At 72.1% G+C, this 17,026-nt stretch carries 14 protein-coding genes and 1 tRNA gene; 5 read left to right on the top strand and 10 right to left on the bottom strand.

What is annotated here, in order from left to right:
• Positions 1-52: 52 nt before the first annotated feature.
• The 7 genes from ACFVX6_RS38110 to ACFVX6_RS38080 form a co-directional block, all read right to left on the bottom strand.
• On the bottom strand, positions 53-1,099 hold the full coding sequence (locus ACFVX6_RS38110) for a glycosyltransferase (protein WP_389699175.1): 1,047 nt from the start codon (positions 1,097-1,099) through the stop codon (positions 53-55).
• Positions 1,096-4,395: a DUF4082 domain-containing protein gene (locus tag ACFVX6_RS38105; protein WP_389699174.1), complete on the bottom strand. Its 3,300-nt coding sequence runs from the start codon at positions 4,393-4,395 to the stop codon at positions 1,096-1,098. The genes ACFVX6_RS38110 and ACFVX6_RS38105 overlap by 4 nt, the downstream gene beginning before the upstream one ends.
• Positions 4,396-4,438: 43 nt before the next feature.
• On the bottom strand, positions 4,439-5,554 hold the full coding sequence (locus ACFVX6_RS38100) for a DegT/DnrJ/EryC1/StrS family aminotransferase (RefSeq protein WP_389699173.1): 1,116 nt from the start codon (positions 5,552-5,554) through the stop codon (positions 4,439-4,441).
• The gene (locus ACFVX6_RS38095) at positions 5,551-6,339 is read right to left on the bottom strand and encodes a NeuD/PglB/VioB family sugar acetyltransferase (protein ID WP_389699172.1); all 789 of its coding nucleotides are present in this window, start codon (positions 6,337-6,339) and stop codon (positions 5,551-5,553) included. Before ACFVX6_RS38095 ends, ACFVX6_RS38100 begins: the two co-directional genes overlap by 4 nt.
• On the bottom strand, positions 6,336-7,514 hold the full coding sequence (locus ACFVX6_RS38090; protein WP_389699171.1) for a DegT/DnrJ/EryC1/StrS family aminotransferase: 1,179 nt from the start codon (positions 7,512-7,514) through the stop codon (positions 6,336-6,338). Before ACFVX6_RS38090 ends, ACFVX6_RS38095 begins: the two co-directional genes overlap by 4 nt.
• Positions 7,511-8,533: an NAD-dependent epimerase/dehydratase family protein gene (locus ACFVX6_RS38085; protein ID WP_389699170.1), complete on the bottom strand. Its 1,023-nt coding sequence runs from the start codon at positions 8,531-8,533 to the stop codon at positions 7,511-7,513. Before ACFVX6_RS38085 ends, ACFVX6_RS38090 begins: the two co-directional genes overlap by 4 nt.
• 88 nt (positions 8,534-8,621) lie before the next feature.
• Complete coding sequence (locus tag ACFVX6_RS38080; RefSeq protein ID WP_389699169.1) at positions 8,622-9,716, bottom strand: Gfo/Idh/MocA family protein; 1,095 nt, start codon at positions 9,714-9,716, stop codon at positions 8,622-8,624.
• A 417-nt stretch (positions 9,717-10,133) separates the two neighbouring features.
• On the opposite strand from ACFVX6_RS38080, the gene ACFVX6_RS38075 reads away from it, so the two are divergent.
• From ACFVX6_RS38075 to ACFVX6_RS38060, 4 genes are all read left to right on the top strand, one after another.
• Positions 10,134-11,000, top strand: a complete 867-nt coding sequence (locus tag ACFVX6_RS38075) for a glycosyltransferase (protein WP_389699168.1) — start codon at positions 10,134-10,136, stop codon at positions 10,998-11,000.
• A 144-nt stretch (positions 11,001-11,144) separates the two neighbouring features.
• A complete protein-coding gene (locus ACFVX6_RS38070) occupies positions 11,145-12,503 on the top strand; it encodes an MFS transporter (RefSeq protein WP_389699167.1) in 1,359 nt (452 codons plus the stop codon).
• A complete protein-coding gene (locus tag ACFVX6_RS38065) occupies positions 12,500-13,513 on the top strand; it encodes a TolB family protein (protein ID WP_389699166.1) in 1,014 nt (337 codons plus the stop codon). Before ACFVX6_RS38070 ends, ACFVX6_RS38065 begins: the two co-directional genes overlap by 4 nt.
• 81 nt (positions 13,514-13,594) lie before the next feature.
• Positions 13,595-13,921 (top strand): hypothetical protein, encoded by a 327-nt coding sequence (locus ACFVX6_RS38060; protein WP_389699165.1) that lies wholly within the window; start codon positions 13,595-13,597, stop codon positions 13,919-13,921.
• Positions 13,922-14,076: 155 nt separating this feature from the next.
• Here the strand turns inward: ACFVX6_RS38060 and ACFVX6_RS38055 are convergent, their stop codons facing one another.
• The 3 genes from ACFVX6_RS38055 to ACFVX6_RS38045 form a co-directional block, all read right to left on the bottom strand.
• On the bottom strand, positions 14,077-14,388 hold the full coding sequence (locus tag ACFVX6_RS38055) for an SCO5918 family protein (RefSeq protein ID WP_389699164.1): 312 nt from the start codon (positions 14,386-14,388) through the stop codon (positions 14,077-14,079).
• A 62-nt stretch (positions 14,389-14,450) separates the two neighbouring features.
• Positions 14,451-16,022 carry a DEAD/DEAH box helicase gene (locus tag ACFVX6_RS38050; RefSeq protein WP_389699163.1) on the bottom strand — a complete coding sequence of 524 codons (1,572 nt, stop codon included), beginning with the start codon at positions 16,020-16,022 and terminating at the stop codon, positions 14,451-14,453.
• Positions 16,023-16,375: 353 nt separating this feature from the next.
• The gene (locus ACFVX6_RS38045; RefSeq protein ID WP_053678014.1) at positions 16,376-16,579 is read right to left on the bottom strand and encodes a cold-shock protein; all 204 of its coding nucleotides are present in this window, start codon (positions 16,577-16,579) and stop codon (positions 16,376-16,378) included.
• 335 nt (positions 16,580-16,914) lie between these two features.
• Here ACFVX6_RS38045 and ACFVX6_RS38040 point away from each other — a divergent pair.
• A tRNA-Met gene (locus ACFVX6_RS38040) sits at positions 16,915-16,988 on the top strand.
• Positions 16,989-17,026 lie beyond the last annotated feature (38 nt).

Raw genomic sequence — 17,026 nt, 5'->3', positions numbered from 1 at the left:
GCGGGCCGCCCGTCCGCCAACGCCCCCGGTTCGGGGCGGTGGTGCGGTGTCATCAGATCCCTCGGCGCTTCCAGGACTGCCACCAGAGCCATTCGCGCCCCCGGTCGGCGACGGCCGACAGGACCAGCGGCTGGAGGTACGGCATCGCGCGGGCTCCGATCCGCCGCCGCCTGCGCAGCGCCCCGTACTCCGCGAGCGCGGTGTACCGGGGCAGGCATTCGGCGGCGAAGGCCTCCAGCTCCTCGACCGGGACCACTTCGGTGCGCCCGCGGTCGTAGGCCCGGTAGGCGCGCCGCAGGGCGTACCGGGCGAGCCGGGTGCGGGCCGCCGTCGACAGCCGGCCCGCCTCCGGGAGCAGGCCGCCGCACTTCTCCAGCACCGAGTCGAAGGCGACGAGGCGCTGGCGCAGGTCGTCGAGCTGCCCACCGAAGTCCGTGGTGGACATGTTGTTGCCGTGGACCCGGTAGAAGGCCTGGTCGGCGCCCCGCACGTAGCCCACGTCTGCGTGGGCCGCGAGCCGCATCCACATTTCGATGTCCCCGGCGTGCGGCAGGTCCGGGTCGTAGCCCCCGACCTTGCGCTGGAGGCTGGTGCGCACGACCACCTCGGGTGAGGTGATGCACCCGGTGCCCTCCCGGAAGCGCCGCTCCAGCCACCACCGCCCGGGGTAGACCACCGAGCCGGTGGACCGGGTGCGGGCCGCAGGGAGCGGCCCGCCGTGCTGGAACCGCAGCGGCCTGCCGTAGGCGAAACCGGCTTCCGGGTGGGCGTCGAGCAGGGCCGCGGCGCGCACCAGGGCGCCGGGGACCAGCCGGTCGTCGGCGGAGAGCAGGGCGACGTAGTCCCCGTCCGCCCACTCGAGCAGGCCCTCGTTGTAGGTGGCGATGTGGCCCTGGTTCTTCTCGTGGACCCGGACCTCGATCCGGGGGTCGGCCGCCGCGAGGGCGCGCGCGACCTCCGCGGAGTCGTCGGGGGAGGCGTCGTCGATGATCAGTACCCGTACGTCGACGCCTTCCTGTTCGTCCAGGACGCTCTTGACGCAGTCGGCCAGGAAGTGGCCGTACTTGTAGCAGGGGATCACCACGCTGACGGTGCTCACTGGCCGGACACCTCCGTGGATCCCTCCGTGAGTGGGGCGGGAGCCGTGGTGGTGAAGACCGGGCCGACCCAGTAGTTCACCGATCCGAAGGTGTTGTTCGGGAAGGCCGTGGCCGCCCCGTACTTGTAGAGGCCGTTGCCGGTACCCGCGCCGCCGCCGTCGGCCGGGGCCACCAGCGGATAGGAGCGGTGCGCGGCGCTGAAGTAGCCGCCGTCCACGGAGTACTTGCCGTTCGGCGCGTGGTACGAGGCCACGTACTCGGTGTTCGCGGTGATGGCCACCGGGGTGGCGAAGTGCAGCTGTTGCCAGCCGGACAGGGTTTCGCTGCCGAAGGTTCCGGTGGCCAGGAGCGTGCCGTCGGCGGACCAGAGGCTGCCGGTGTGCGTGCCGGTGTTCCCGGGGCCCTTGTAGAAGGTGATGCCGGTGACGTAGCCGCCGACCGTGGACTGGAAACGGGTGCCCAGTTCCACGGAGTTGGTGTCGTCGCCGACGTTGGCGGTGGTCGGTGTGGCGTTCGGACCCCACAGGGTGCAGGGGCAGGTCACCGCCGGCGGGCTCGTGCTGGTGGTGAAAGTCCAGGTGACCGGCGCGGCCATGGCGTTGCCCCACAGGTCGGCGACCTGGACCGATGCCGTGTAGGTGGTGTTCAGCGCCAGTTCGGTGGACGGGGTGAAGGTGGCGCTGTTGGAGACGTCGAGGACCTTGCTGCCGGGGACGGTGGCGCCGCCGGGGTCCTTGACGGTGAACACCAGGGTGTCGGCGTCCACGGCCGAGTTGAAGGTGGCCTTCACCGTCGCGGTGATCGCGGTCCCGGTCGCCGCGGACTGCGGGCTGGTCGAGGTGACGGTCGGGGGCGTCGTGCTCGCGGTCGCGGTGTCCAGGACCGCGTCCACCCAGTAGTTGCTGCCGGAGGAGGCGGTGGACGGGAACCCGCCGGTGCCGCTGTAACGGTAGACGCCGTTGCCGCCGTCGATGCCGCTCTTCAGCGCGGTGAAGGGGGCCAGCCCGGCGCCGGCCGAGGCGAAGGTGTTGTCGAAGGAGTATCCGCCGTTGGGGGCGAAGTAGGAAGCGATGTAGGTGGTGTTGGCCTTGACCGGGATCGGCGAGGAGAAGTTGAGCTGCTGCCAGCCCGATGCCGTCTCGTTGGTGAAGGTGCCCGTGGCCAGGCGCTGGCCGGTGCTGCTCCAGAGGCTGCCCGTGTGGGTGCCGGTGTTGGCCGGGGACTTGTAGAAGCGGACGCCCGTGATCGAACCGGGCACCGAGGAGCGGATCTTCACGCCGAGTTCCACGGCGCTGCCGTCACCAGCGTTGACGGTGCCCGGCACGGCCGCGGCGGGCCAGACGGTGCAGGGGCACTGCTGGGGTCCCACGGTCAGCGGCACGGTGGTGGTGGCGCCGATGTTGACGCTGTCGTCCACCGCGCGGACCTTGATCTGCGCGGAACCGGGGGTGGTCGGGGTCCACTTGTAGCTCCAGGACCCGACGCCCGTGGTGGCCTTCCAGGTGGTTCCGCCGTCGGTGGAGACCTCCACGCGGGCCACGACTCCGCCGCCGCTGTCGGAGGCGGTGCCCGTGATGGTCACGGGCCGCAGGGCGGGCACCGTGGCGTTCGCCGCGGGGCTGGTCACGGTGATGGCCGGACCGGTGGTGTCCGTGGAGGCGGTGGCAGCGAGCAGGTTGCTCTGCAGGGACTTGGGCTGGACCCCCATGTCGGCGAAGATGTTCACCGTCGCCTGCTGCATCCGCTTGTCCTCGGTGACCACCGCGTCGTCCGGATTGCCGGTCGGCATGTTGGTCAGGCCCCAGGACCACTGCACGGTGCCGGAGCCGAAGACCAGGGCGTGCGAGGTCTGGTCCCGGAAGGCGACCAGGCTGTGCGTCGCGGTCCCGTTGCCGTACGTGTTCCCGTAGTCGAGGCGGTACTTGCCGTCGGTGATGTCCACCGTGGTGGACGACATCGCGATCTGCCCGGCCGGGCGGGCCGCGTCCTCCACGTCGCTGTCCCACTCGTAGCCGAGCGTGCCGACGGGGAAGGTGGCGGTCTGGGAGGGGGTCAGGTTCGCGACGGTGGTGTTCCGCCACAGCCGCATCTTGGCGTACGCGCCGGGGACGGTGATCGCGTCGCTCCGGTAGCCGTTCACGCTGAACAGCGAGCCGGTGACCTGGTTCTGCGGCTGGTACGGCCTGCCGTTCGTGGCGCTGGCCGGGTCCATGAAGGTGCCCGTCCAGATCCCGCTCGGGTCGGGGATGCCGTTGGGCTGCGGGAAGGAGAGCTTGGTCTCCTTGTAGCAGACCAGGGTCCGGTTGGCCGTGTTGGCCCCGTCGATGCTGGGGGCCAGGCGGGTCTTCCAGAAGACCTCGTTGCCGGCGAAGTAGGTCTGGTTGACGCCCGCGTGGCGTGCGTTCAGAGCGTTGGTGAACTGGTCCTGGGTCCAGTACTCGTCGTGCCCGGAGGACATGAACACCTTGTGGTTCTGCAGCTGGGTCGCGCCCTTGGTGGACATGTCGATGCCGGACATGTAGCTGACGTCGTACCCGTTGCGCTCCAGCCAGGCGACCATCTGGTACTCGGATCCGTAGATCCCGTTCTCGCCGCCGATGTCCATCGGCCGGTTGTAACTGACCTCGTAGGCACGGCCGTCGGGGGCGGGGCCGCCTCCGTCGTAGAGGTCCTGGCCGCCGTAGTTGTTGTACGCCTGCCAGGTCTGGTCGCTGGTCTGAACGACGATGTCGGAGTGGCTGGCGTCGTTGCGGACCACGAACGGGTAGGGCATGACCCCGTTGCCGTCCGCCTGGTCGAAGTTGGCTATGTAGAGGCCGGAGACGGCGTCGGAGGGCACCGTCCAGGTCGAGGTGACCGGCCAGTTGCCGCAGTCGACCAGGCCGGTGGAGGCCTTGGTGGTGCAACTGTGCGGGCCGCCCCCCTGCGGGAAGTTCGCCGGGTAGGTCTGGGCCGCCTGGGCCGGGGTGGACATCAGGCGGGCTCCGTCACCGCCGTAGTGGCCGAGCCGGTAGACCGACACCTTGTAGGCGGTCGGCGACTGGACCTTGAACTGCAGGGTCTCGCCCGCCTGCACGCTCGTCTGGGCCGGGAAACCCTTGATGTCGCCGTAGGCGCTGGGTGCGAACCAGTCGGACATCGGCGTGCCCGCCTTCGAGTTCTCGCACACGATCGCATTGGATCCTGGGCCGCACGGGTCCGCCGCGACCGCCACCGATGGCGGCAGCGCCGCCGCCATCAGGGCTGCCACCACGGTGAAGAGCCCGTACCGCAGCAGCCTTGTCCGTCTGTTCATCCGAACCTCATTTGGGAGTGGCTTTGTGATTCGACGCCGGGCGTCAGCGCAGTGCTGCTGAGAGCGCGTCCACGACCCGCTGCTGTTGGGCGGCGGTGATCTGGGGGAAGAGCGGGAGGGAGAGCATCCGGTCGGCGGCCAGTTCGGCGTGCGGGAAGGCCCCGCGGCCGTGGCCGAGGTGGGCGAAGGCCGGGGTGAGGTGGACCGGCGCCGGATAGTGCACGCCGGCGCCGATGCCCTCCGCGTTGAGCTTGCCGACGACCGCATCGCGGTCCGCGCCGCCGACGCGGATGACGTAGAGGTGCCATACGTGGACGTTGCCCGGCGCCGTGACCGGCAGGGTGAGGCGTCCCGTGGCCGCCAGATCTTCCAGCAGCCCGTCGTAGCGGTCGGCGGCGGCCCGGCGGGCCTCGTTCCCCTCGGCGAGCCGGGCCAGCTTGGCCCGCAGCACGACGGCCTGCAGACCGTCGAGCCTGCTGTTGAAACCGGCCACGTCGTGCCGGTACTTGGCGACGCCGCCGTGGTTGGCCAGCGCCCGGACCAGGTCGGCGGCCTCCTCGTCGTCGGTCACCACCGCGCCGGCGTCCCCGTAGGCGCCCAGGTTCTTGCCCGGGTAGAAGCTGGTCGCGGCGATCCCCCCGCTGCCGGGGGTGCGGCCCTCCCGGGACGCCCCCTGGCTCTGCGCGGCGTCCTCGACGAGCTTGGCGTGGGAGGGCAGGCCCGCGGCCAGCGCGGAGGTGTCGGCGCACTGCCCGTACAGGTGGACCGGGACCACCGCGCGGGTGGCCTTGGTGACCGCGTCGAGCGCGGCCTGCGGGTCGAGCAGCAGGGTGTCGGGGAGGCAGTCGGCCAGGACCGGCCGGGCGCCGATCCGGGCGACGGCGCCGGCCGTGGCGATGAACGTGTTCGCGGGGAGCACGACCTCGTCGCCGACGCCCACCCCGCTCGCCCGCAGGGCCAGTTCCAGCGCGTCGGTGCCGTTGGCGACGCCGACGCAGTGTCCGACCCCGGCGAAGGCCGCGTACTCGCGCTCGAAGGCCCGTACCTCCTCGCCGCCGATGAAGGCGGTGTCGGCCAGCACGCGGTCGAATCCCGCACGTAATTCGTCCGCGACCTCGGCGTGCGCGGCCTTCAGGTCGACGAGCGGTATCTGGTTCATGCGGCTGTGCTCCCCATCCGTGTCTCCGGCCTCCGGCCGGTCTGCGACTCATCGGCCCGGAGCTCTTCGAGCGCCGGGCCCCCCGCCTCGCGCAGTCGGCGGGCGGGGCTTCCGGCCCACACCTCGCCGGCCGGCACGTCGGCCAGGACCGTGCTTCCCATCCCGGTCAGCGACCAGGCGCCGACCTCGGTGTACTCCCGGACCAGTGCACCGGCGCCCACGTACGCACCGCGCCCCAGCCGTACCCCGCCGCCGAGGCGGACCCCCGAGGCCAGGGTCGCGAAGTCCCCGACCTCGTCGTCGTGGGTGAGGACCACGTGCGGCATGACCGCCACGTGGGCCCCCACCCGTACGGCCGCCGTCAGCACGCAGTGCGCGAGCAGGACCGTGCCCGGACCGATTGCCGAGGAACCGGAGAGCGCCGCCGTGGGGTGGACCACGACGGCGTACCGGCTCTCGGGCAGCGCCAGGCGCCGCACCAGGCGGGCCCGTACCCCGTAGTCGCGGGGGCTGCCGACGCAGACCACCACGCGGGCGTCCGGGCGTTCGTGCACCAGGGCGCTTCCGCCCAGGACGGGCACGCCGTCGACGTCCCGGCCGTGCAGGGCCGGGTCGTCGTCCAGGTGGCCGTCGAGCCGCCAGCGCGGGGCCCGGCCGGCCGCCAGGTCGGCGGCGGCCGCGTCCCGTACGGCCTGGGCGGTCTCCCTGGCGAAGCCGCCCGCGCCGACGATCAGCAGGCTCTCGGTCGCCGCGGCCTCGGCCACGGCACCGTGCGGCCCGCTCATCCGCCGCCGGCCCGTTCGCGCAGCACCGCGACCACCCGGTCCTGCTGCTCCTCGGTCATGGTGTGGAACAGCGGCAGGATCAGGGAGTCGCGGGTGATCCGCTCGGTCACCGGCAGCGCCACCGCACCGTGCCCGGCGTACGCCGGCTCCAGGTGGGAGGCCATGATCCCGCGCCGGGCCGAGATCCCGGCCTCGGCGAGCGCCGCGAGCAGCTCGTCGCGGCCGACGGGGAAGTCCTCGGCCAGGAGCACCCAGTACGACTGGAAGTTCCCCTCGCCGTACGCGGGATCCCGGACCGGGGTCAGGCCCGGGACACCGGCGAGGAGCTGCGCGTACCGGGCGGCGAGGAACCGCCTGCGGGCCACGATCTCGTCCAGCTTGCCCAGTTGCACCAGGCCGACCGCGGCCTGGATGTCGGTCATCCGGTAGTTGTAGCCGACCTCGAGGTAGCTCTCGGCGATCGGCTTGCTGCTCGCGTGCCGCTGCGCCGCGGACACGTTCATGCCGTGCTCGCGCAGCCGGCGCAGCCGCTCGGCCCACGCGGCGTCGTCCGTGGTCACCATGCCGCCCTCGCCGGTGGTGATCACCTTGCGGGGGTGGAAGGACCAGGCGGCCAGCAGCGCCCCCTGGCCGACCGGCTTGCCCCCGACGGTGGCGCCGATGCCGCAGGCGGCGTCCTCCACCAGGGCGAGGCCGCGGTCGGCGCAGGCGGCGCGCAGGGCGTGCACGTCGGCCGGGACCCCGCCCTGGTGGACGGCGATCACCGCCTTGGTGCGCGGGGTGCGGACGGCGTCCACAGTGGCCGGGGTCAGGTTCCCGGTGGCCTCCTCGACGTCCGCGAACACCGGCTGCGCGCCCACGTAGCGCACCGCGTTGGCCGTCGCGATGAAGGACAGCGAGGGGACGACGACCTCGTCGCCCGGACCGAGGTCCAGGGCGATGAGCGAGAGGTGCAGGGCGGTGGTGCACGAGCTCACCGCGATGCCGTGCTCCGCGCCCACCCGCTCGGCGAAGACCCGTTCGAACTCCGCGACCCTGGGTCCCTGGGCCACCCAGCCGGACAGGACCGCGTCGGCGGCGGCCCGCGCCTCGTCCTCACCGAGCCACGGAATCATGACGGGGATGCGGGCGGGCGCGGGGGCGGGGCCGGCGGCGCCCGCGTCCGGGGCGCTCATCGGCCGGTCTCCGCGGCGGCGGCGTCACCGGCGGCCGCCGCGGTCTCTGCGGCCTCCGCGCGCTCGGCCCGCCACCAGTCGACCAGGTCCCGCAGTCCGCTGCGCAGGTCGATCTCGGCCGTGAAGCCGAGGCGGTCGGCGGCCTGCGAGGTGTCCGCGAGCCGGCGGGTCACCCCGTTCACGGCGCGGGCCGGTCCGTGCTCCGGCGCCAGGCCTTCGGCGCCCATGGCCTCGAGAAGGCCGTTCGCCAGGTCGAGCAGACTGGTCTCGGAGCCGCTCGCAACGTTGAACACCTCGTCGGTCAGGTCCGATTCGGCGGCCAGCAGGTTGGCCCTGGCGATGTCCCGGACGTCGACGAAGTCCATGGTCTGGGTTCCGTCGCCGAGGATCAGGGGCGGTTCGCCCGCGGCGATCCGCTCCATCCACCGGATCAGCACCTCGGTGTACAGCCCGTGGATGTCCATTCGGGGGCCGTACACGTTGAAGTAGCGCAGCGCGACGTAGTCCAGCCCGTACATGGCGTGGAAACTGCGCAGCACGCCTTCGTTGAAGGCCTTCGCGGCCCCGTAGAAGGTGTCGTTGTTGTACGCGTGGTGGCGCTCGGTGGTCGGGAAGGACTCGGCCATCCCGTAGACCGAGGCCGAGGACGAGGCGATGACCTTGCCCACGCCGGCGGCCGCGGCGGCCTCCAGCACGTTGAACGTCCCGTCGACCATCACCTCGTTGGCCAGCCGCGGTTCCTCGGCGCACTGGGTGATCCGGATCGCCGCCAGGTGGAAGACCAGGTCGGCGCCTTCGGTCGCCTTGCGCACGGCGGATACGTCCCGGATATCGCCCTCGACCAGGTCCACCACCCCGCTGGGCAGGGCGCGGGCCAGGTTGGCGGTGCGTCCCCGTACGAAGTTGTCGAGCACGACGATCTCGCGTGCCCCGTTGTCCACCAGCAGGTCCACCAGGTGCGAGCCGATCGTGCCCGCTCCGCCGGTGACCAGAATCCTCTTGCCTCGTACGCTGCTCAACGCCCTGCCCCTACTGAGTCGGTCATGGTCTTGCCTGCTGTGCCCGGCGCGCCATACGCGGCTGCGCCCCGGGCGGCGTCGTCAACGCTCAACGTCCGGTGCGCAGTCCTACGACGGCGCCCTTGAACTCCAGGCTTCGGGAGGCCGCTTCGAGGATGTCGAGGACCTGGAGTCCGGCCCGGCCGTCGGTGAGCGGAGGCCGCCCCGTCCGGATCGCCGCGGCGAACTCCTCGACCATGCTGCGCAGGGCCTCCTTCTCGCCGAGTGCGGGGGCCACCATGTCGCCGGTCCGGTAGGAGACGAGCATGTCGCGGCGTTCGTCCGCGCCGATCTCCTGCGGGGCCGTGAGGTCGACGCCCCGGTCGAACACCGCGACGCGCTGGGTGGGGTTGAGGTCGTCCCACACCAGGGTCCGCTTGGAGCCGCCGACCATCGTGGTGCGGACCTTCACCGGGGACAGCCAGTTGACGTGGACGTGCGCGATGGCGCCGGTGTTGAGCTGGAGCGTCAGATAGGCCACGCAGGACTGGCCGGCGCCTATCGGGTCGGCCCCGTGCGCGGCGACGGCGACGGGGTGGACGTTGTCCGGGAGGATGAAGTCGAGCACCGAGAGGTCGTGCGGGGCCAGGTCCCACAGGACGTCGATGTCCTTCTGGACCAGCCCGAGGTTGATCCTGACGGAGTCCACGAACTGGATGTCTCCGAGTTCACCGGAGCGGACCATGTCCCGGATGCGGGCCACCGCCGGGGTGTAGCAGTAGGTGTGGTCGCACATCAGGGTGAGGCCGCGTTCCTCGGCCTCGTTCACCAGCCGCAGTCCGTCCTCGTAGGTGGCGGCGAGCGGCTTCTCCACGAGGACGTGCTTGCCGGCGCGCAGGGCGGCCAGGGCGACGTCGAGGTGGGTGCCGGCCGGTGTGGCCACGGCGACGGCCTCGACGGCGGGGTCGGCCAGCACCGCCGCGTAGTCCGCGGTCGCCTGGACCGTCGAGTAGCCGCCGAGCACCTGCCGGGCCCGGTCGACGTTCAGATCACAGAGCCAGCGGAGCCTGAACTCCGGACTGGACTGGAAGTTGCGGACGAGATTGGGGCCCCAGTAGCCCGCTCCGACGACGGCGACCCCTAACGGCTCGGTCCGTCCCGCACCCGCACGTGCGCCTGTGGCGTCCTTCGCGGTGTCCTTCACAGCGTTCCCTTTCCTTCCGCGCACGCCCGCAGGCGTGTCGACGACCCATGGCCGGGACGCGTGCGAAGGAAGGGGGTGCCGTCGAGGCACGCCGGACGCCTGTGCGACCCGTGCGTGACCCGTCCGACGGTGATGGCCCCCACGACCGATGCCGTACGTGTTCCACGTACTTCCGCCCCCCGGCCGTCCGGCACCCCTAGCGCCGGCCGGCCACGGACAGGCGGCCTGTTCCCCCAAGCCGCCGAACCCGTAACCTGCCCCAACTACCCTGCGCCGACTGGATTGCAGCGTGGATCACGGCGTTGCCGAAGCACGCCGAATCCGGTCGGCTGCGTTCAATCTAGACCACTCGGCGTACCCCCGGGGAGAGTTGGAGGAAACGGTCGGTACGGGCGTTCGACCATGCATACTTCCGGGGTGACCAGCATCGTGATCCCGGCCCACAACGAGGGCCGGGTCATCGGCCGGCTCCTCGACGCGCTCCTGACCGAGACCCCGGCCCCGGGGCCCGACATCGTCGTGGTGTGCAACGGCTGTACGGACGACACCGCGGCGGTGGCCGCCGCGCGAGGCCCCCGCGTACGGGTGGTCGAGATTCCTACTCCGTCCAAACATCAGGCACTTCGGGTGGGCGACGAGCACGCGCGCGGCTTCCCCCGCCTCTACGTGGACGCCGACGTGGTGGTCGGCGCGGCCGACGTGCGGGCCCTGGCCGATGCCCTCGCCGCCGGCCCGGCCCTGCTCGCCGCGGCCCCCGGCCGGGACATTCCGCTTACCGGCTGCGCCTGGCCGGTCCGGGCGTACTACCGGGTCTGGCAGCTGCTGCCGGCCGTCCGCGAGGGACTGTTCGGCCGCGGGGTCATCGCGGTGACCGAACCGGGGCACGCCCGGCTCGCCGTCCTGCCGCCCCTGATGGCCGACGACCTGGCCGCGTCCCTGGCCTTCGCGCCGGGAGAGCGACGGGTGGTGGAGGCGGCCAGGGTCGTGGTCCTGCCGCCGCGCACCTGGGGGGACCTGATCAAACGCCGGGTCCGGGCGGCGACTTCCTCCGCCGAGCTGGAGCGGTTCCAAGCCACGAGGGCCTCCGGGCCGACGGCGCCCCAGCCGTCCGCACGCACCGGTACGGGAGACCTGCGGGCGCTGCTCCGGGCCCAGCCGCGACTGCTCCCGGGGGTGGCGGTGTTCGTCGTGGCGGCCCTCGCGGCCCGCCGGGGAGCCCGCAAGGCCATCCGGAGCGGGGACTTCTCCACCTGGCTGCGCGACGAGAGCAGCCGGCAGGGCTGAGCGGCGGGCAGAGCCGAGCAGCCGACAGGGCTGGGCGGCCGAATCCCGCCGTACCCCGCCCAGTTGGCCCGTACAACCATTAGGGTGCCATTCGCACGTACGACTGGCTCACCGTTCAGACGCCGGACCGGGAGTTCGAAAAGCATGTACCTCGCGGACCGCTCCGCGCCCGAGGACGCGAAGGCCACGGCCGACGGATCCCCCGTCCGCGGACCCGCGGTCGCCTCGGCCGTCCTCGCACTGGGCTCGGTCAGCCTGATCACCGACGTCTCCTCCGAGATGGTCACCGCCGTCCTGCCGCTCTACCTCGTCGCCGGACTGGGCCTGAGCCCGCTCGGCTTCGGCGCCCTCGACGGCCTGTACAACGGGGTCAGCGCGCTGGTCCAGCTGACCGGCGGCCACCTCGCCGACCGGATCCGCAACCACAAGCTGATCGCCGGCATCGGCTACGGACTGTCCGCGGCGTGCAAACCGCTGCTGCTGATCGCCCACAGCCTCGGCCCGGTGGCGCTGATCCTCGCCCTGGAACGGACCGGCAAGGGACTGCGCACCGCCCCGCGCGACGCACTCATCTCCCTTTCCACGCCCCCCGAGTTACAGGGTCGGGCCTTCGGCGTGCACCGCGCCATGGACACCACCGGGGCCCTGCTCGGGCCGCTCGCCGCGTTCTTCATCCTGAGCGTGACGGTCGACGGGTACGACGCCGTCTTCGGTGTCAGCGCCTGTGTGGCCGTCCTGGGCGTCGTGGTGCTCATGCTGTTCGTCCCGTCCGGTGCGGAGCCGCGCCCCGGCCGCCCGAAAGCAGCCGCTCCCCCGGTCCCGGCTCCGCGGAAGCCCCCCGCGGCCGCCTCCCCGAAGCCGGACGCGGTGAACCTGCGCGACGCGCTGGGCCTGCTGCGGCTGCCCCGGCTGCGCGCCCTGGCGGGCTGCGCCGCCCTGCTCGGGCTCACCACCGTCAGCGACGCCTTCCTGTACCTGCTGCTCCAGGACCGCACCGGGATCGGCGAGCGGTGGTTCCCGCTGCTCCCCCTGGGCACCGCGGCCGTGTTCCTGCTGCTGGCCGTCCCGGCGGGCGCCCTCGCGGACCGCATCGGACGCCGCACCGTGTTCCTCACCGGGCACGCCCTCCTGCTGGCCGGTTACGGGCTGCTCCTGTGGGCCCCCGGCCTGCCCGCGCTCCCCTACCTGGTCCTCGCCCTGCACGGCATGTTCTACGCCGCCACCGACGGGGTGCTGCCCGCGGCCGTCGCCGCGACCGTCCCCGCGAAGCTGCGGGCCACCGGCATCGCGCTCGTCGGCACCGGCCAGGCCCTGTCCCGCTTCGGCTGCTCGCTGGCCTTCGGCGCCGCGTGGACGGTCCTGGGCTCGGGCCCGGCGCTCGCCGCCGCCGCGGCCGGCCTGTGCTGCTGCGCGGCCGTCGCCGGTTTCGTACTCCGCCCCACGGCCCCGGACGGCGCCACCGCCCGGGCCCCGCACCCCCGACGCTCCCGAGGAACCCGATGACGCGCTCACGCCGGCTGCTCGTACTCGCCCTGGCCGTGCTGCTCCTCGGAGGCGTGGCCGGCGTGCTGGTGGTGCGCGCCGCCGCCCGCTCCGAGCAGACCCGCGCGGGCGACCCGACGGCCGCCCCGGGCACGGTCACGCTCGACCGGCGCGGCGGCCTGGCCTTCCTCAACGGCGCGCAGGGCCCGCACCGAGGAGCCCTCGTCTCCGTACCGGACCGCTCGCCGCAGGACGCACGGACCGCCTCGGGACTCACCTGTCTGCGGTTCCACGCCGCGGCCGGCACCGGTGTGTGCCTGAGTTCCTCCCCGGGCGCCCTCGCCCAGGACAACCGGGCGCTGATCGTCGACTCCGAACTGCGCACGCTGCGCGAGTTCCCGCTCGCGGGAACCCCTTCGCGGGCCCGGGTCTCCCCGAGCGGCCGCTTCGCCGCCTGGACCGTCTTCGTCACCGGGGAGTCCTACGGCTCCGCGTTCTTCTCCACCCGGACCTCGATCGTGGACACCCGTACGGGGGCGCTCGAACCGGACTTGGAGAAGTTCGCCATCGAGCGGGACGGCCGCCCCTACAGCGCGAGCGACGCCAACTTCTGGGGCGTCACCTTCTCCAAGGACGACGACACCTTCTACGCCACCCTCGGCACGGACAACCAGACGTACCTGGTGAAGGGTTCGATCGCGCGGCGCAGCGTCACCACCCTCGCCTCGAACGTCGAGTGCCCGTCCCTGTCCCCCGACGAGACCCGGGTCGCGTACAAGAAGCGGGTGCAGCGCGGTGCGTCCTTGTGGCGCGAACACGTACTGGATCTGCGGACGTTGCGGGAGCAGCCGCTGACGGAGAAGCGAAGCGTGGACGATCAGGCGCTCTGGCTCGACGACCGGACCCTCGCCTACGCCCTGCCCACCGAGGGCTCCGTGGACACCACGGACCTCTGGACGGTCCCGGCGGACGGCACCGGGACCCCCCGGGTCCTGGCCCCGGCCGCCTCTTCGCCCACCCGGCTGGGCTGACTGCTCCCCGCTCGGGCTCCGCGCTCCATCCCGCCGGTCCCGGAGGCGTACCCGGGGGCCCGCAGAATCGTTGGGGCGGGCATGGGCACTCCACACGCCGTCTCCCCGTCCCCGGCCCGGCACCGGGCACCCGACCGCGTCCCCGCCGCGTTGGCACGGGGCATTCCCCGACAGCAGTCGGGCAGTCCCGCCCCCTCGGGCGGGGCGGTCGTCTTCGATCAGCTCGCCCGCGAGTGGGAGGCGCGCGGAGCCACCGTTCCGGGCCGTCCCGACCCGCTGTGGGAGCGGCTGATCACCTACGCGCACTTCCAGCGCGAGACGGACGCCACGCTGCGCAGCCTGCGCCTGGACGGAGCCGAACCCCCGCCGGCCCCCGCCGCGGCGGGCCCGCGCTGGACCCGGGCGTGATCCGGACCTGCCCCGGGCGAGATCCGGATCTGACCCGGACCTGACCCGGACCTGATTCGGGACCGAGCCGGGCGTGGGCACGGAAAGGCCCAGGGCCCCGGTCGGCTGTGGCCGGCCGGGGCCCTGGGCTCCGTACGCGTTGTTCCTGCGGTCCGCTAGACGCCCGAGGGGGCGCCGAGCATCGCCGACGCCTTCTCGAGCGGCGTCAGGGCCGCGGCGGGCGCCGGGACCGTTTCGAGCGGGCGGCAGGTGAAGCCCAGTGCCGTCAGGGCCCTGATCACCTCGGCGGCGGTGAAGTCGCGGCGGTCCTGGCGGGTGACGACCGCGCCCACCTGCTTCACGGGGTAGGAGCGACGGCCTATGACCACGGAGTCACCGGTGATCGGTTCGGGCTTGACGCCCTTCATCGATTCGAGGACGCCGGCCTTGGTCAGGTCGAACGGAAAGCGGGCGATGACGAAGCGCATGCTGCCTCACAGGTAGAAGAGAACCGTCCGTGCCCGGTCCGGCAGGATCCGGGCGGGGCCGCCTAAGCCGCCGTGGTGGCCGGGGACTGGCGCTGCGGCCCCCGGGCGGTGGCGGAGGTCCTGCTGCGCCGGTCCTGTGCGGGCCGGCTGCGACGGCCGCGGGAGGCGCCGCCGGCGCCGCCCCTGGGCCGCTCGGTGACGGGGGCCGTGATGACGACCGGGACGCCGGACGGCGCCTGGGCGCCGGTGATCCGGCTCAGTTCGGCCTCGCCGGAGCGGACCTGCGCGGTCTGCGGGGTGATGCCCGCGGCCTGCATGAGACGGACCATGTCGCGGCGCTGGTTCGGCAGGACCAGCGTGACGACGCTGCCGGACTCACCGGCGCGGGCGGTACGACCGCCGCGGTGCAGGTAGTCCTTGGGGTCGGTCGGCGGGTCCACGTTGACGACGAGGTCGAGGTTGTCGACGTGGATGCCGCGGGCCGCGACGTTCGTGGCCACGAGCACGCTGACGTGCCCGCTCTTGAACTGCGTGAGCGTACGGGTGCGCTGGGGCTGCGACTTCCCGCCGTGCAGCGCCGCGGCGCGCACCCCACTGCTCAGCAGGTGCTCGGTGAGCCTGTCCACACCGTGCTTGGTGTCCAGGAACATGATCACGCGGCCCTCGCGGGCAGCGATCTCGGTCGTGGCGGCCTGCTTGTCGAAGTTCTGCACGTGCAGGACGTGGTGCTCCATCGTGGTGACCGCGCCCTGCGAGGGGTCGACGGAGTGCACGACGGGGTCCGTCAGGTAGCGGCGGACCAGCAGGTCGACGTTGCGGTCGAGGGTGGCGGAGAACAGCATCCGCTGGCCCTCGGGACGCACCTGGTCGAGCAGGGCGGTGACCTGGGGCATGAACCCCATGTCCGCCATCTGGTCCGCCTCGTCCAGGACGGTGATCCCGACCTGGTTCAGCCGACAGTCACCCCGCTGGATGAGGTCCTTCAGGCGGCCCGGAGTGGCGACGACCACTTCGGCCCCGCCGCGCAGCGCGCCGGCCTGACGGTGGATCGGCATGCCGCCGACGACGGTGGCGATCCTCAGCTTCACCGCACGGGCGTAGGGCGTGAGGGCGGCGGTGACCTGCTGGGCGAGCTCACGGGTGGGTACGAGGACCAGCGCGAGCGGCTGACCCGGCTCGGCCTGCTGGCCGGCGGTACGGGCCAGCAGTGCGAGCCCGAAGGCCAGGGTCTTTCCGGAGCCGGTACGGCCGCGGCCCAGGACGTCCCGGCCCGCGAGGCCGTTGGGCAGCGTGGCCGCCTGGATCGGGAACGGGGTGGTCATGCCCTCACGGGTGAGCGTGGCGAGCAGCTGCGCCGGCATCGCCAGGTCGGCGAACGCCTCGACGGCGGGCAGCGCGGGGACCACGGTGACCGGCAGGGCGAACTCGCCCTGCGGTGCGGCGGGGCGGCGCCCGCCGTAGCCGCCGCCACCCGAGCGCTTGGGAGCGCCGGAGCGGCTGGGGGCGGAGGAGCCGAATCGGCTGCCGGAGCGGCTGCCGGACCCGGAGGAGCCGCCGTAGGAGCCGTAGGAGCTGCTGGATCCACCCGTACGGGAGGACGGAGATCGGTCATTCGTGCGGGTCGTGCGGTTCATGCAGAACCTTCCTCGATACGGCGCACATCGAGGAGTTCTCGGCAACGGAAATCTGGCCGCACGAGGATTCACAAGAATGAGCCGGAGCATAAAAAGATATGACGGAGTCGAATCGAACTGCGATCGATCGACCGGCCATGAAAGGATTATCACCCTATGTGTCGGCGAATTGTGCGCCGCATGCGGGTGGGGAGCCGAGGAGTGCATCCATCGGCCGAACGGTGGGGCGCTGGGACAGGTTTCCCCGCCGCGCCGCGCACGCGGGCCCAGACGGCCCGCAGATCCAAAAAACGCAACGAGCTGGGGCCCGCACCCCAAGGTGCGGGCCCCAGCTACGCGGTTACGCGTGAACGTCAGGCGGTGACGATGTTCTCAGCGGTCGGGCCCTTCTGGCCCTGCGCGATGTCAAAGCTGACCTTCTGGCCTTCCTGAAGCTCACGGAAGCCCTGCGAGGCGATGTTCGAGTAGTGGGCGAACACGTCAGGACCGCCACCCTCCTGCTCGATGAAGCCAAAGCCCTTTTCCGCGTTGAACCACTTCACGGTGCCATTTGCCATGTTTTTTTACTCCTTCGGGGCACAGCCCAGAGATCCGCACTGTGCGAACCTCAAGTCGCCGATGATTGCCCAGCCCGGAAAACGCCGGAAAAACAAGAACACTCGCCACTGCTCCTGCGAAGGAGCGGGCAGAGGTGCTCGAAATTTTGGGAACCACAACTGCAACTAAAACCACAGTAGCACGCCGGGGTCGGATCGGCGTGAAAACGAAATCCGCTCCTTGCACCCGTCGAAATTCTCACGCGGGCGTGTTCGTTTTTCCGTCACGGCGGGCCCGGATTTTCGGTGGTGGTCGGAGGCCGGCCCGGGATCCCGTACAGTGATGTTCACAACGACGCGGGGTGGAGCAGCTCGGTAGCTCGCTGGGCTCATAACCCAGAGGTCGCAGGTTCAAATCCTGTCCCCGCTACGAAGACTTCGGCCCCCTTGACGCCCAGGCGTCAAGGG

Source organism: Streptomyces sp. NPDC058289 (genome assembly GCF_042880975.1).
Taxonomy (GTDB): domain Bacteria; phylum Actinomycetota; class Actinomycetes; order Streptomycetales; family Streptomycetaceae; genus Streptomyces; species Streptomyces stoeckheimensis.
The sequence above is the reverse complement of the archived record's forward strand: the minus strand, read 5'-3'. Positions and strand labels throughout refer to the sequence as shown.

Coding starts and splice junctions, on each gene's coding strand:
- ACFVX6_RS38105 (WP_389699174.1), bottom strand. CDS start 4,395: ATGAACAGACGGACAAGGCTGCTGCGGTACGGGCTCTTCACCGTGGTG.
- ACFVX6_RS38100 (WP_389699173.1), bottom strand. CDS start 5,554: ATGAACCAGATACCGCTCGTCGACCTGAAGGCCGCGCACGCCGAGGTC.
- ACFVX6_RS38095 (WP_389699172.1), bottom strand. CDS start 6,339: ATGAGCGGGCCGCACGGTGCCGTGGCCGAGGCCGCGGCGACCGAGAGC.
- ACFVX6_RS38090 (WP_389699171.1), bottom strand. CDS start 7,514: ATGAGCGCCCCGGACGCGGGCGCCGCCGGCCCCGCCCCCGCGCCCGCC.
- ACFVX6_RS38070 (WP_389699167.1), top strand. CDS start 11,145: ATGTACCTCGCGGACCGCTCCGCGCCCGAGGACGCGAAGGCCACGGCC.
- ACFVX6_RS38065 (WP_389699166.1), top strand. CDS start 12,500: ATGACGCGCTCACGCCGGCTGCTCGTACTCGCCCTGGCCGTGCTGCTC.
- ACFVX6_RS38060 (WP_389699165.1), top strand. CDS start 13,595: ATGGGCACTCCACACGCCGTCTCCCCGTCCCCGGCCCGGCACCGGGCA.
- ACFVX6_RS38055 (WP_389699164.1), bottom strand. CDS start 14,388: ATGCGCTTCGTCATCGCCCGCTTTCCGTTCGACCTGACCAAGGCCGGC.
- ACFVX6_RS38050 (WP_389699163.1), bottom strand. CDS start 16,022: ATGAACCGCACGACCCGCACGAATGACCGATCTCCGTCCTCCCGTACG.
- ACFVX6_RS38045 (WP_053678014.1), bottom strand. CDS start 16,579: ATGGCAAATGGCACCGTGAAGTGGTTCAACGCGGAAAAGGGCTTTGGC.